The 13,942-nt window shown below is 64.9% G+C and carries 10 protein-coding genes; 7 read left to right on the plus strand and 3 right to left on the minus strand.

The window, feature by feature from the left end; translation table 11 throughout:
* The first annotated feature begins 108 nt into the window (after positions 1-108).
* Positions 109-1,521: a methylenetetrahydrofolate--tRNA-(uracil(54)-C(5))-methyltransferase (FADH(2)-oxidizing) TrmFO gene (trmFO, locus tag DVU_RS11020; protein ID WP_014524506.1), complete on the plus strand. Its 1,413-nt coding sequence runs from the start codon at positions 109-111 to the stop codon at positions 1,519-1,521.
* A gap of 72 nt (positions 1,522-1,593) precedes the next feature.
* Positions 1,594-1,962: a hypothetical protein gene (locus DVU_RS11025; RefSeq protein WP_010939624.1), complete on the plus strand. Its 369-nt coding sequence runs from the start codon at positions 1,594-1,596 to the stop codon at positions 1,960-1,962.
* Between the two features lie 100 nt (positions 1,963-2,062).
* Here the strand turns inward: DVU_RS11025 and DVU_RS11030 are convergent, their stop codons facing one another.
* A complete protein-coding gene (locus DVU_RS11030) occupies positions 2,063-3,700 on the minus strand; it encodes a glycosyltransferase family 2 protein (protein WP_010939625.1) in 1,638 nt (545 codons plus the stop codon).
* A gap of 126 nt (positions 3,701-3,826) precedes the next feature.
* Here DVU_RS11030 and DVU_RS11035 point away from each other — a divergent pair, with 126 nt between their 5' ends.
* Positions 3,827-5,551, plus strand: a complete 1,725-nt coding sequence (locus DVU_RS11035) for a glycosyltransferase family 2 protein (RefSeq protein ID WP_014524507.1) — start codon at positions 3,827-3,829, stop codon at positions 5,549-5,551.
* Positions 5,548-6,795: a glycosyltransferase family 2 protein gene (locus DVU_RS11040; RefSeq protein ID WP_010939627.1), complete on the plus strand. Its 1,248-nt coding sequence runs from the start codon at positions 5,548-5,550 to the stop codon at positions 6,793-6,795. The genes DVU_RS11035 and DVU_RS11040 overlap by 4 nt, the downstream gene beginning before the upstream one ends.
* A gap of 260 nt (positions 6,796-7,055) precedes the next feature.
* Here DVU_RS11040 and DVU_RS11045 read toward each other — a convergent pair whose 3' ends face one another.
* The gene (locus DVU_RS11045) at positions 7,056-7,646 is read right to left on the minus strand and encodes a TrmH family RNA methyltransferase (RefSeq protein ID WP_010939628.1); all 591 of its coding nucleotides are present in this window, start codon (positions 7,644-7,646) and stop codon (positions 7,056-7,058) included.
* Between the two features lie 201 nt (positions 7,647-7,847).
* On the opposite strand from DVU_RS11045, the gene DVU_RS11050 reads away from it, so the two are divergent.
* Positions 7,848-9,275: a sodium:proton antiporter gene (locus DVU_RS11050; RefSeq protein ID WP_010939629.1), complete on the plus strand. Its 1,428-nt coding sequence runs from the start codon at positions 7,848-7,850 to the stop codon at positions 9,273-9,275.
* Positions 9,276-9,570: 295 nt separating this feature from the next.
* Here DVU_RS11050 and DVU_RS11055 read toward each other — a convergent pair whose 3' ends face one another.
* Positions 9,571-10,680: an HDOD domain-containing protein gene (locus tag DVU_RS11055; RefSeq protein WP_010939630.1), complete on the minus strand. Its 1,110-nt coding sequence runs from the start codon at positions 10,678-10,680 to the stop codon at positions 9,571-9,573.
* 546 nt (positions 10,681-11,226) lie between these two features.
* Here DVU_RS11055 and DVU_RS11060 point away from each other — a divergent pair.
* Together DVU_RS11060 and DVU_RS11065 are read left to right on the plus strand one after the other, a co-directional pair.
* Positions 11,227-12,882: a sigma-54-dependent Fis family transcriptional regulator gene (locus DVU_RS11060; RefSeq protein ID WP_010939632.1), complete on the plus strand. Its 1,656-nt coding sequence runs from the start codon at positions 11,227-11,229 to the stop codon at positions 12,880-12,882.
* A gap of 103 nt (positions 12,883-12,985) precedes the next feature.
* Positions 12,986-13,792, plus strand: coding sequence for a ferredoxin reductase domain-containing protein (locus tag DVU_RS11065; RefSeq protein ID WP_010939633.1), 807 nt, complete (start codon positions 12,986-12,988; stop codon positions 13,790-13,792).
* Positions 13,793-13,942 lie beyond the last annotated feature (150 nt).

A 13,942-nucleotide genomic window follows, 5' to 3' on the forward strand; every position in this document is an offset into this window, starting at 1 on the left:
ACGCTACCCGCGCGCGCCACACTCGTGCACCACACTCGTGCACCACACTTGCCTATCGGCCCGCGATGACCTACTTCTGCGGGCCAACGACCCCACGTGGAGGACAGCTTGACCACCATCACCACCGCCGCCATCATCGGTGCGGGCCTCGCAGGATGCGAGTGCGCCCTGCGCCTCGCCCGCGCGGGCGTTCGCGTCACTCTCTTCGAGATGAAGCCCGCCGCCTTCTCGCCTGCGCACTCCAACCCCGACCTCGGGGAACTTGTGTGCTCCAACTCGCTGCGTTCCGATGACATCGCCTCCGGCGTGGGGCTGCTGAAACAGGAGATGCGTGAACTCGGCAGCATCGTCATGGAAGCGGCCGACGCCACCCGTGTTCCGGCAGGGAAGGCCCTTGCCGTCGACCGCGACCTCTTCGCGCGGCACATCACCGCCGTCATCGAGGCGGAACCCGGCATCACGCTGGAACGCCGCGAAGTGGCCTCGCTGGACGACCCTGCCCTTGCGTCCGCCGATGTGGTGGTCATCGCAGCCGGGCCTCTTGCCAGTGCGGGACTCAGCGACAGCCTCGCCGCCGTGGTCGGCGGGCAGTTGTACTTCTACGACGCCATCGCCCCCATCATCGCCGCGGAATCCATCGACCTTTCCATCGTCTTCAGCGGTTCGCGCTACGGCGAACCCGGCGAAGAGGGCGACTACCTCAACTGCCCCATGAACCGCGACGAATACGACGCCTTCTACGAAGCGCTGCTGGCAGCCGAGAAGGTTCCCTCGCGCGATTTCGAGAAGGAGTTGCACTTCGAAGGGTGCATGCCCATCGAAGCACTGGCCGAACGCGGCCCCCGCACGCTGGTCTTCGGCCCCTTCAAGCCCGTGGGATTCACCGACCCGCGCACCGGAACCCGCCCCTACGCCATCATCCAGTTGCGTGCCGAGAACCGTAACAAGACGGCCTTCAACATCGTCGGCTGCCAGACCAAGCTCAAGTACGCCGAACAGGAACGGGTCTTCCGCATGATACCCGGTCTTGCCGGGGCCGAGTTCGTGCGCCACGGCAGCGTCCACCGCAACACCTACGTCAACGCCCCGCGTGTGCTGGCAGACGACCTCTCGCTACGTGCCGACAAGCGCGTCTTTCTCGCCGGGCAGATTACCGGTGTTGAGGGCTACGTCGAATCCGCAGCCTGCGGCATGTGGCTCGGAATGGTGCTGGCGGCGCGGATTCAGGGGCGCGAACTCCCCACCCCGCCGCCCCAGACGGCCCTCGGTGCCCTGCTCATGCACCTGCGCACCCCGGTGAAGAACTTCCAGCCCTCCAACGCCAACTTCGGCCTCATGCCCGAACTGGGCCTCAAGGTGAAGAAGCGCGAACGCAAGCCGCTCTACAGCGCCCGCGCCCGTGAGCACTTCGTGCGCTGGCTTGCCGAGGCGGGTGTGACGCCCGTCATCGAACCGCTGTTGCCGACGGCGCCAGACACGACAGGCGCGGCAGGGGAAGAGACGACACAAGCCGAATCGTAAACCCACCGTCTTTACGCCAGTGCCTGTCTTCAGGTAGGGTCGTCTGAAGCCCCCATAGGGAGGAAGGCAGGCATGGCATATGACGGAACGGACGTCCTACTGGTCGCAGCTTCGGCACTCGGTTTTCTCGCCGGCGCCTTTATCCATGGGTCCGCAGACCAGTTGATGCGACGGTACGTGCCCTACACGTTCGCACAGGAAGACACGCTCAGGTGGTCTGCCCACGAATTCGCCTTCGAAAAAAACGTGCCGCTACATATCCAGAAGAGGTATGTAGCGGCCGGTCTTTTGTGCGGGCTGGCGTCACTTGGGGCCACAACCGTCGCGTTCAGGGCGGGCAACCTCATGGGAATGGTGCTCTTCTCCCTTGCCAGCTGCGCCATCATCCACTCGTACATCCGCGACGTTCTCGCCTACAGGCGGAACAGGGAATCGCACTGAACGACGCGCCCACGTTCCGCAGACATCAGAAGGCCTGACCGACTCCAGCCATACAGGGCAGCGTCTTGAATGACCTGACAGGATTAGAAGAGCACACGCCCTACCCGGAACAGCGTTGCAACACGTCGGCGAGGAGTGCCTCGTGCTCACGCTGGCGCACGGCATCGAAGTCCTCCGGCGTGTAGCGCATCTGCAACTTGTACAGGTTGGCCCACGCGCTGGAGAGATGCACGGCGTCCGCCTGCGCCGCACGCCCCGACCGCTTCATGTGCCGCACCCGCAGGTGCCCCTGATAGACGGGCAGGTCGCCCGCCACGGCATGGCGTATGTCATGTTCGAGGTCGTCGTACTGGCTGGGAGAGAAGCGCACGTCGAAGTGTCCGCAACGGTCGATGGCCTCCCGGCGGAACAGGTGACAGCAGCCCGTCACCGACACGCAGGGCCGCATGTAGCCGAAGACCCCGAAATCCAGTTCCTGATGCTGGATGTCCGACACCGAGAAACGCCGTTCGTAGACCGGCACCGGGCCGCCCGGTTCACCCGAAGGCCCCCCGGGGTCGAGGTGCAGGTCGACACTCTGCAACATCATGGGCACGGCATGGTCAACCACCCGGCACCCGTACACCCCGTGGCCGGGGTACGCCGTCATGGCGGCGCCGAAGAGACGCAGCCAGTCCGGGGGCACAACTGCGTCGTCGTCAAGGAAGACAAGCCAGTCGCAGCTGCGGGTCTCCGGCAGGGTGAGCAGCCAGTTACGGGCAGCGGGCGCACCGACGTTGCACGGCAGCGTCACCACCAGCAGCCTGTCGCCAAGACGCGCTCGGTACTCTGCCAGCACCTCCTGCGTGCCGTCGGTGGAACCGTTGTCGAGCACGATGACCCGCGCATCGCCAAGGTCTGAACCGGCAAGCGCAGCCAGGGTCTGCGGCAGGCAGTCCGCCTTGTTCCAGCTGTAGAGAAGCACAGCCCCTCGCCCCGCCGGGAGGTCTCCGGGCCTGTCGCGCCCGCGTGCCACATCATCACAGCGCAGCAGCAGGTTGACCTGCCATGGCATGTCCGGGAGTGCCGCCTGCCATGCTGCGAGGGCAGCCCCGGCATCGCCCGCCCGGTACGAGGCCTCGCCCATGCGTATCCGCCACACGTCCAGCGGCAGCCCCCTGAAGGCACGGGCGTAGCCTGCGGCGGCGTCCGTCCACGCCTCGCGTGCGAAGGCAACATCGGCACGCATGGCCTCCAGCAACGGGGCAGGAATCCCCTCCGCACCGGCAAGCCAGCCCTCGAACCAGTCGAGGCAGCCCTCCGCAAGTCCCATCAATGCCGCCTGCCGCGTCCAGAAGAGGTTGCGGGGTTCAAGCCTGCGCATCCTTTCGAGGTGGCGGCAGATGGCCTTGGCATCACGCGAATGCAGCACCTGCAACAGTGCCCCGGCATCGGCGGGCGGCGTGTCATGGTCTGCCAGATGCGCGGCAAGACGCGCCACCTGCGTCGGCAAGAAGGGGTAGGCACCATGCAACACCAGCATCTGCCTTGCCGTGCGCCCCTCCAAGGGTGCCGACTCCCACGCTGCCCGCATCAGCCCGCCCCCGAGTCGCAAAAACCGAAACGCTGCGTCGGGGGGCGCACCGCCCGCCTTCTGCAACGCGACCTCCGCCACGGAAAGCAGATGCAGCCTGCCCACCCCGCCCTTGAGCAACGGCACGCGCAAGTCGTCGGGGAGTTCATTCCAGAAGCTGAACATAGGGTACTCCGTGGCGTTTCGGGCGTGGGCCGGGTTGACATCATGGGGCGAACACCCCCACACTGCGGGCATCATCCTGCATGGACAGGACAACCTCTAGCCCGCACGCACGCAAGCCGCAACCGTATGTCTTCATCGCCCTCTTCCGCCTCCATCGCCGCGCTGGTCGACCTGTGCTGCACGCACGTTCCCCTGTGGGAATGCGGCGCACTGGGGGCGGACAACGCATGGCGGCTTGCCTCGACGGCACTTCAGACCGGCGACGCTGCCCTTTGCGGGGTGGGTGCGCAGCTGGCACGTTTCGCATGGGAGGCCGACCCTCTCGACCCGCGCCTGTCTCGGCTTGTGGCTGCGCTGGAAGAGGACGGACTGCTTGCCGCCCCTGCCGCTTCGCTGGCACAGGACGTCGCCCGCCGCTGCCGCGTACCAGGCGACCACGCCCTCCTGCATTCCGTCACGGACGGCAACGCGCTACGCGACATCGTACTGCCGCGTCTTGCCGACCCCGCACACGGTGCCTTCTGGCTTGGGCGCGGCGTGGCTTGGTGCATGTCGTCTCAGGCGGAGGATGCCGCAGCCACCCTCGACATGCTGCTGGCAGCCTTTCCCGGTTGCCACCCTGCGCTGTCGCACCGTCTGCGTACCGCCTACGCCGTCCTGCACGGAACACACGGCGAAGCCCACACACTGCTGGAGACCTTCGCCCCGTCAGGCCGTGATGGTGTCGCCGTCGCAAACGGTGCCGAATACGGCGGTCACGACGCCACGCGACACGGTACGCATACGCCGTTCATGAACTGGGCCATCGTTCGCCGTGCTGCCCTCCTTGCCGAAGAAGGCGACACGGCCGAAGCATCTGCCCTGCTTCGCCGTGTATGGACGGCCATGCCGTGGCACCCCAACCTCGTTCTGGCACTGCACGAACTTGAACGGCCCCACCCGGCCCCGCCCAAGGACACGCCGCCGCCTGCCATCCTGCTCTATTCGTGGAACAAGCGTGATGTCCTCGCCGCCACACTGGATTCGTTGCGCGCATCGGGAACGGGCGACGCCCCGGTCTTCGTGCTCGACAACGGTTCCACCGACGGTACGGACACCATGCTCGACGCCATCGCCCGGCAGTGGGGCAGCCCGTTCACCAAGCTGCACCTGCCCGTGAACATCGGCGCGCCTGCCGCGCGCAACTGGCTGCTCTCGCTGGATGCGCTCAAGCGCCACGACCGGGTGGTCTTCCTCGACGACGACGTGCTGCTCGACCACGGCTGGCTCGACGGGCTGCTCTCCGTCGCCGTGGCGCATCCCTCCGCCGCTGTCGTGGGGTGCCGCATCACCGACGCCGCCGCCCCCCACGCCGTGCAATGCGCCGACTTCTTCGCCCTTCCACCCGCATTGGGGCAGCGCAGCTTCGCAGACCTCGAAGAGCACCTGTTCATCCACGGCAACGCGGGCGCGAGCACAGACACCCTGCTCACGGCCTACAGCCGTCCGTGCCTCTCCGTCTCCGGCTGCTGCCATCTTTTCGACCGCGCCGCCCTCGACGCGTGCGGACACTTCGACATACGCTTCTCGCCAAGCCAGTTCGACGACCTCGAACATGACCTGCGTACCGTCCTCTCCGGACGCGAAGTGTGGTATGCAGGCGGCGTGCGGGTGCGTCATGTCCAGCATTCGAGCCTGCGTCAGGCGGCGGACAGGGCACGTAGCGCACATATTTTCGGCAACAGGATCAAACTCGAACACCTCTACCCCGCACAGCGTGCAGCCGAGGCCCGCGAGACTTCGGCACTGGCCGCGCGCCGGGACCTGCTGCGCAAGGCCAGCCGCCTTGCCGGCACTGGAAGCCGACCATGAAAGCCCCTCTCGTCTCCATCATCATCCCCGTGTGGAACCTCTGGGAGTTGACGTGCGCCTGCCTCGACAGCATCCGGGCGCACACCCCCGGCAATGCCGTGGAGGTCATCGTCGTGGACAACGGTTCCGACGACACCACGGCAACAGCACTCGCCCCCACGGGCGAGGGCCTCTTCGGTGCAAGATTCCGCCGCATACGGCTTGAGACCAACAGGGGCTTCGCCGTGGCGTGCAACCTTGGCGCCGCCAAAGCACAGGGCACCTACCTGCTGCTGCTCAACAACGACACGGTGCTCTCACCCGGCTGGCTGCCGCCACTCCTGCGCGAATTCGACGACGAACCCAGAACAGGTGCTGCGGGGCCGCTGCTGGTCTACCCTGACAGCGGCAGGGTTCAACACTGCGGCATCGCCTTCGCGCCCACCTTGCAGACGGAACACCTCTACGCGAACTTTCCCGCCACGCATCCCGCCGTCCGCGCCCGGCGCACCCTTCAGGCCATCACCGGCGCAGCGATGCTGCTGCCCACGGCCCTCTTCCGCCAATGCGGCGGCTTTCATGAAGGATACAAGAACGGCTGCGAAGACCTCGAACTCTGCTGCCGCATCCGGGAACAGGGGCTGCGTCTCGCCGTGGTGCCCGAAAGCCTCGTGGCACACCACGAAAGCCGTACTCCCGGGCGCAAGGAGCATGACGCGGCCAACGCCACCCTGCTCAACCGACGCTGTTCGGGCTGCTTCGGCCCCGACCTGCACCGGCATGCCCTGCGCGACGGTTTCGCCATCGCCCTCACGCCGTGGCTCGACACCTACCTTACCCTGCCGCCCGGCCGCGAAGCGGCACTCACGCGCGAGCATATCACCGACTTCGACCCCGGACGCTGCTGGGAAACCCTGCAAGGCGAACCGCTCTGGCATGGCGGGTACGAGATGCTGTGCTCCATCCTCGACGAGGCCGGACGCCACGCCGAAAGCGCAGGGGTACGGCTGCTTCAGGCGGGATTCTTCCCCACGCTGCCCGGGTTCAGGCAGTTGGCCCGGTCGGCGGCGCTGTCTGGCAATGACGAACTGGCGCGACAGGCCGCGGAGAAGATGCAACACATCGGCGGCATCCTCGAAGACCCTGAACCGCTGGTGACACGCGCCCGTGGCCTTGTGCGCTGGGCACGCCGTGCAGGTGAGCCTGCCGTAGAGGCCCTTTACACGGGGTGGCTCACGGACATCGGCCTCTCGGCTGACGATTGATACGCCCGTCGGGGCCGACCGCAGGGCACAGCCCCACCGGCATGCGATGCCATGCCGGAGAGGGGCGGGACAGACCCCGGCGACGAGTCACGAACTGGTCACTTACGAGTCGCAACACCCCGTGCCCACGCCAGCCGCCCGCCACCGCTTGCGGCGTGGCTGCCGGACATGGCCCCACAACAGGCAAGCCCCCGAAGGAACCATCCTCCGGGGGCTTTCATACGATGCGGGCACGGCGGGTGCGCCCGCGAACGTAGTGGCTACTTCTCAATCCACTGTGCGAGTCGCGCCTCGAACTCTTCGTCCGTATAGGTGGACTTGGCGTACATGCCTGCCACCACGCGCTGCCGCGACGCTTCAGAAAGGAGAATGGCGGCGGCGACAGACACGTTGAAGCTCTGTATCATGCCGTACATGGGGATGTAGACTTCGCCATCGACGACATCCACGAGCTCCTGCGACACGCCGCTGTGCTCGTTCCCCATGATGATGGCGGTGGGCCGGGTGAGGTCGTAGTCCGCAACGGGCTTCGCCACCGGGCTGCAACTGGTGGCCAGCACCTGATGACCGCTGGCGCGCAGTGTGGACATCAGGCTGTCGCGGTCCTGATGGCGGACGGTATCCACCCACTTGCGGGCCGAGGCCGAGGTCTTGCCGCTGAGGGAGGGGAATGCCGTATCGGTGTAGTACAGGTGCACCTGTGCCACGCCGAAGGCATCACAGCTACGGTAGATGGCCGAAACGTTGTGGGGGTCGTGGATATTGGCAAGAACCAGCGTCAGGTCCTTCTGGCGCCACGAAAGCACCTTCCTGAGGCGGGCAAGGCGTTCCGGCGTGATGTCACGGGGCATGACGGGCCTCCTTCTTCATGGGGACTACCGCCATCGTGGCGGCGAACATCCCTTACCCGCCATGCCATGCTTTGTCACCCCTTCCATGCATGGTAGGATATATCCGACACGATAGATGCCGATTCACCTTGCATCGGTGTCGGTTTTGCGGCTACATTGGTCGACCATTATGTTATTTTAATCTCCCGCAGGAGGAACCAAATGCGTTTTCTTCCCCTTGCGGCCATCGCGACCTCGCTGATGGCCCTGACCCCCGGCATGGCACTTGCCGCCGGTGGTCATCTGGACCTCGACGGGGCCACTCTACCTGTATTGTGGACCATCCCCTTCGCGTGCATGCTGCTTTCCATCGCCGTCATGCCGCTCACCGTCCCCCATTTCTGGCATCACCATTTCGGCAAGGTTTCGGCATTCTGGGCACTGGCATTCGCCGTCCCCTGTGCCGTGCAATTCGGCCTTTCCCTGACGGTATACCAGCTGCTGCACGCCTTCCTGCTGGAATACGTGCCCTTCATCATCCTGCTGTTCTCGCTGTTCACCGTGGCGGGCGGCGTGCGCCTCAAAGGTTCGCTGGTGGGTACGCCCGTGGTCAACACCGGCATCCTCGCCGTGGGTACGCTGCTGGCAAGCTGGATGGGAACCACCGGTGCCGCCATGCTGCTCATCCGGCCGCTGCTGCGTGCCAACAAACATCGCCGCTACCGGGTGCATTCCGTGGTGTTCTTCATCTTCCTCGTGGCGAACATCGGCGGTTCACTGACACCGCTGGGCGACCCGCCGCTCTTTCTCGGCTTCCTCAAGGGCGTGAGCTTCTTCTGGACGACCTCGCACCTCTTCATGAAGACCGTCATCCTCTCCCTCATCCTCATCGCGGTCTTCTATGTCCTCGATACGGTGCTCTTCAACCGTGAAGGGCGCCCCATGCCCGAGAAGGATACCGCAGGCACCGGAGAGAGACTCGGACTCGACGGCATGGTCAACCTGCCGCTTCTCGGCGGTGTGGTGGCGCTGGTGCTCATGTCCGGTCTGTGGAAGCCCGGTGTGATGTTCAACGTCTACGGAGTCGAACTCGAACTCCAGAACATCGCCCGCGACCTCGGACTCCTGCTTGTGGCAGCCCTCTCGCTCAAGCTCACCAGCACGGAATGCCGCCGCCTGAACGACTTCACATGGGCCCCCATCGAAGAGGTGGCCAAGCTGTTCCTCGGCATCTTCGTGAGCATGATTCCCGCCATCGCCATCCTCAAGGCGGGGGACAAGGGAGCGCTGGCATCTGTCATCAACATGGTCACCGCCAACGGTGAACCGGTCAACGCCATGTACTTCTGGCTCACCGGTCTGCTTTCCAGCTTCCTCGACAACGCCCCCACCTACCTCGTGTTCTTCAACACGGCGGGTGGCGACGCCATGCACCTGATGAACGACATCCCCGAGACCCTCGCCGCCATCTCGGCGGGCGCGGTGTTCATGGGGGCGTGCACCTACATCGGCAACGCACCAAACTTCATGGTGCGTTCCATCGCAGAGGAACAGGGCGTGCCCATGCCCAGCTTCTTCGGCTACATCCTGTGGTCGTGCGCCTTCCTTGTGCCCTGCTTCGTTCTTCTCACATGGCTGTTCTTCATCTAGCGACCCGTCCGGAGGGGCACAGCAGAGGCGCATGACGCGCCACAGAGCCCTAGCAGCGGTGCCTCACACCAAGGAAGACGGCAGGGGCAAGACTCGAAGAGCCCCGACCATGTGATGGACGTCGGGATATGACGCAGAAAAGCCCCCCGTGTGGAACGCACGGGGGGCTTGAAGTTGTGGGACCAGAGACCGGGCGGGAGACAGATACCATGCGGGAACAGGAAAGGCCGCATCCCAAGAACATGACCAATGGCCACGTCACGACAGCGGGAAGCGCACCCGCCTCGCGGTGTCGCTAGTCGCCCTGCAGCAGGCGGCTGAGGGCCTGACTCTGCTCGACCAGACCATTGGTCATGGCTGCGATGTCGTGCCCCGAAAGTCCGAGGGTATCGACGGCATCAAGGTCGAGGGGGGCGATGCGCGCATCCAGTGCCCCGCCGATACCCATCCCCTTGACCACCGCGTCGGCTATATGCACTTCGAGTGCCCCATCGACCGGCGGATTGTCACCCACGGTAGCCAGAGGGGCATGGTGGGAACGCACCACGTCGATGAGGAACGCAGGGAGATTCCACGTCTTCAGCACGGTGGCGCCGAGTTCGGCATGGGTCGTGCCAAGTTCGAGGCGCTCGGCCTCTTCGCAGGAACAACCGGTGGACTGGATGCGCCGCACGATGCGTTCCGCCCTGTCGGGCGCGGCCGAACACAGGGCAAGCCAGCCCATGTCATGCAGCAACCCCGCCACGAAGAACCGTTCCGGGTCGCTACGCCCAAGGCGCTGCGCCAAAAGACGCGCCGCGATGCCACATCCGACAGAATGCAGCCAGAAGCCCTGGATGTCGACCACGAGAGGCGGGCGTTCCCGGTAGAGGCCCAGCACGAACGTGCCGAGGGCCAATGCGGAGACACGGCGTATGCCTGAAGCCGCCACGGCACGGGACACCGTCTCGATGGGGGTGGAGAAGCCGAAATGAGGGCTGTTGACCAGCTTGAGAAGCGACGCGGTGAGACGCGGGTCCTTGCTCACGATGGCGGCTATCCGCTCATACGAGACATGCGGCTGCCCCAGCGCGTTCTGAAGTTCCATGAAAAGTTGCGGAAGCGCAGGAATGCGCAGATGATCCACATCAAGTGGCACGGGCGGGGCATCTGGGTCATCGGCGACATCGGGAAGCCCCGCGGTATCGAGGGCAGCCACTTGCGTGAACAGTGGCGGGCCGCCCGGGGGGGGCAGATTGTCGCGCTGCCGCACCATCATGTCTTCCACGGCATGGCGGGCAAGCAGGTTGAGCAGTGGATGCCGCACGCCCACGAGCGAAAAACGGGCAGCCACGGCCTCCTGTGCCTGTTCCTGCAGCAACCTTTGAGCCGTGCCCGAATCGGGGTCAGCCTGACGCAGGTTCATGCGGTGCCTCCTTCATGACATTGTAACGGCATTATGCCAAATGCGTAAAGGCGGCAAGCACATTGAGGTGCAGGAGGCGGGATGCGCGGCGCAGGCAACCCTGTACATCCGAAGCTGGCAGCACCCGGTGCTGTCAGACAAGGCTACAGGACAGGCACGTCGGATTTGAACACCGCTTCCACGGTCACGCCGCCGCCCATGAATAAGGCAATCGGTACATGGGTTGGCACACGGCAAACTCGAGTACGAGAAATGCCTAGAATAACAGCACGGTTCGAAAAAACGGCAGAACCCCGACGAGGGGAGCGCCGGGGTTCTTACGGAATGAAGCGACTGAATCTTCAATCCACATGCGAGGGATCACGCGGATTGCACACCGAAAAGAGCGGTTAACCGTTCTTTCAGCCTTATAAGCAAGGGGTGTGCCAAGAAGCACCGCACACGCAGACGGCCTCAGCACTGCCTTTACGGAGAACGCACCACATCTTGACATTGACGACATGTCGTCATTAGCGATATATCGTTACGAAATTTCGCGGAGAAACCATGCTCCAACCCGGAAAATTCACACGCATCGCCCCGCATGTACTGCGCGAGTTCGACATCTCGCCCTTCTTCGACCTGTTGCTCAGCATGGCGCAAGAGCGCACCGTCGAAGGGCTGCTGCAACTCAGCACACGCGTCTACCGTGGCACGCATGTGGCCTGTGGCGGCGTATGGTTCACCGAGAAGGCCTCCGGCGACGACGGCGCGGGATGGGTGATGCGCCTCATGACCCTTGCGGGACGTACACACAGGCATCCTCGCACATGGACGCACACGGCAGGCGACTACTCGCTCATCCCCCCGCAGGAACCGCTTCTGGGGGCCGTGGCGTTGAGCGGCGAACCTCTGGTCGTCGCGTCCCCCGATGAATGGACGCGCCCGGAATGGGCCGTCGACGAAGGGTTCGCCGCCTATTCGGCCTTTCCCATGATGTGCAAGGGTGAACTCGTGGGACTGCTCGCCCTCTTCTACGAGCGCCCCATGACGGACAGGCTGGGCGACCTGCTGTCCCTTCACTACAAGATGCACAAGATATATGCCGACTCGCTGGCAGCCGCCATCACCAATGCACGCGCCTTCGAGGAGATTCTGCACCTGCGCCGTGAACTCGAACGCGAGAACGAACGGTTGCGCCGTCAGGTCGAGCATGGAAGCGCAGACGGCAACCTGCCCATCGTGGGCGACTGCCCCGCATGGCTTCGCGTTCTGGCGCAGGTGGACATGGTGGCACCTACCGACGCCACAGTGCTGGTGCAGGGCGAATCGGGCACAGGCAAGGAGCTTGTGGCTGAAGCCATCCACCGACGCAGTCAGCGTTCCACAGCCCCACTTGTGCGCGTCAACTGTTCCGCCATCCCCCGCGAACTGTTCGAGAGCGAGTTCTTCGGCCACGTCAAAGGGGCCTTCACCGGGGCTGTGCGCGACCGCATAGGCCGTTTCCAGATGGCCGACGGTGGCACGCTGTTCCTCGACGAAGTGGGCGAGATTCCGCTTGAACTCCAGGGCAAACTCCTGCGCGTCCTGCAGGAGGGCACCTTCGAACGCGTCGGTGAAGACAGGACCCGCAGCGTCGACGTACGCATCATCGCCGCCACCAACCGTGACCTCCGGCAGGAGGTGGACGCCGGAAGGTTCAGGCAGGACCTGTTCTTTCGCCTTAGCGTCTTTCCGGTGGAATTGCCGCCCCTGCGCGACCGCCAGGGAGACATTCCGCTGCTGGCGCGCCACTTCATCGCCCAGTCCAGCCGCCGTCTCGGCCTGCCCACCCCCCGCCTCACCCCGGCAGCGCTGGCACGCCTTTCAGCCTATCCGTGGCCCGGAAACGTGCGCGAGATGCAGAACGTCATCGAACGCGCCGTCATCATGGCAGAAGAGGGAGCGCTCGGCATGGATGCACTCCCCGCCCCCGAAGGGCTGCGGCACGACGACAGGGTGTCTGTCGCCGCCCCGGCACCCGGCGCGACGACCATCGTCACCGAAGAGGAGTGGCGCACCATGCAGCGCGACAATATCAGGCGCGCCCTGCAAGCCGCCGAAGGACGCGTGCATGGCGTGGGGGGGGCCGCTGAACTGCTTGGCATACCGCCGACCACGCTGCGTTCGCGAATGCAGGCGCTGGGGCTGTCTCCGAAACAGGGGCACGGCCCGAAAGGCTAGCCGGACAGCCTTCTGCCGCCCTGCACGAAGGTTGTATAGATTGAACTGCCGGACTGGACAGAAGCCCCCGCCTCGACCACTATGGATACGAGGAGAAGCAGCCATGTCCGACACCCCGCCCATCATGCAGCCCGATGACACGCCAGACGAAACGTCCGGCGCGACGCACGACATCCCGGCAGATGAAGCCTTCGTCGTCGCCATCATCGCCGAAGACGCCGAAACGACGACCATCGTCATCGAACCCGCCAGCGCACAACGCCTGAAGGCGTTCCAGCCGGGGCAATTCGCCACGTTGCGCATCCTCGATGATGACGGCTGGAGTGTGCCCCACCCGTTCACGCTCTCCGGCGCACCGCATCAGGGGGTGCGACTGACCGTGCGCCACAGGGGCCATTTCACTTCGCAAGGAATTCCTCGACTCAGACCCGGCGACGCCATCAAATGCGCGGGGCCGTATGGCGTGTTCTGCCGCGACATCGCCGCCAAGGAAGACATCGTCCTCATCGCGGGGGGGATGGGCATCACTCCGTTCCTCAGCGTGTTGCGCCATTTCGCCCGTACGGGTGCGGACAACCGCATCACCCTCTTCTGGGCCAACCGCAACTTCGCCGGGGCCTTCGCCGCAGACGAACTTGCCGGCCTCACCCGCGCCCTGAACCTTCGCGTCGTCCATGTCCTCAGCCGCGAGACGAACCCAGACCTCAACAGCGACCCGGCGTTCCCTGCCGTGGCCTTCGAAAAAGGTCACATCGACAGTGACGTGGTGCAACGACACGTACCCCACGCCGCAACGGCGTCGTTCTACCTGTGTGCCCCGGCGGAGATGCGCCGTGCCGTGCTGGCGGAGTTGCAAGCCTGCGGTGTGGACATGTCGTGCGTGGAGTCGGAGGACTACACCTTCGCGTGAGACCTCGGCCCTGCACTACGTGCCACACGCGCCGCATACGGAACGCACAGGCGGGAGGTGAAGACGACACCGCCCCCCCGGAATCTCCGGGCGATGCGCATGGCAAGGGGCATGGTCGCCGCCTGTCTCATGCCATGTCAGCAGGCAGGC

The organism is Nitratidesulfovibrio vulgaris str. Hildenborough, from assembly GCF_000195755.1.
Lineage (GTDB): Bacteria > Desulfobacterota > Desulfovibrionia > Desulfovibrionales > Desulfovibrionaceae > Nitratidesulfovibrio > Nitratidesulfovibrio vulgaris.

Coding starts and splice junctions, on each gene's coding strand:
- DVU_RS11025 (WP_010939624.1), top strand. CDS start 1,594: ATGGCATATGACGGAACGGACGTCCTACTGGTCGCAGCTTCGGCACTC.
- DVU_RS11030 (WP_010939625.1), bottom strand. CDS start 3,700: ATGTTCAGCTTCTGGAATGAACTCCCCGACGACTTGCGCGTGCCGTTG.
- DVU_RS11050 (WP_010939629.1), top strand. CDS start 7,848: ATGCGTTTTCTTCCCCTTGCGGCCATCGCGACCTCGCTGATGGCCCTG.
- DVU_RS11060 (WP_010939632.1), top strand. CDS start 11,227: ATGCTCCAACCCGGAAAATTCACACGCATCGCCCCGCATGTACTGCGC.
- DVU_RS11035 (WP_014524507.1), top strand. CDS start 3,827: ATGTCTTCATCGCCCTCTTCCGCCTCCATCGCCGCGCTGGTCGACCTG.
- DVU_RS11065 (WP_010939633.1), top strand. CDS start 12,986: ATGTCCGACACCCCGCCCATCATGCAGCCCGATGACACGCCAGACGAA.
- DVU_RS11045 (WP_010939628.1), bottom strand. CDS start 7,646: ATGCCCCGTGACATCACGCCGGAACGCCTTGCCCGCCTCAGGAAGGTG.
- DVU_RS11055 (WP_010939630.1), bottom strand. CDS start 10,680: ATGAACCTGCGTCAGGCTGACCCCGATTCGGGCACGGCTCAAAGGTTG.
- DVU_RS11040 (WP_010939627.1), top strand. CDS start 5,548: ATGAAAGCCCCTCTCGTCTCCATCATCATCCCCGTGTGGAACCTCTGG.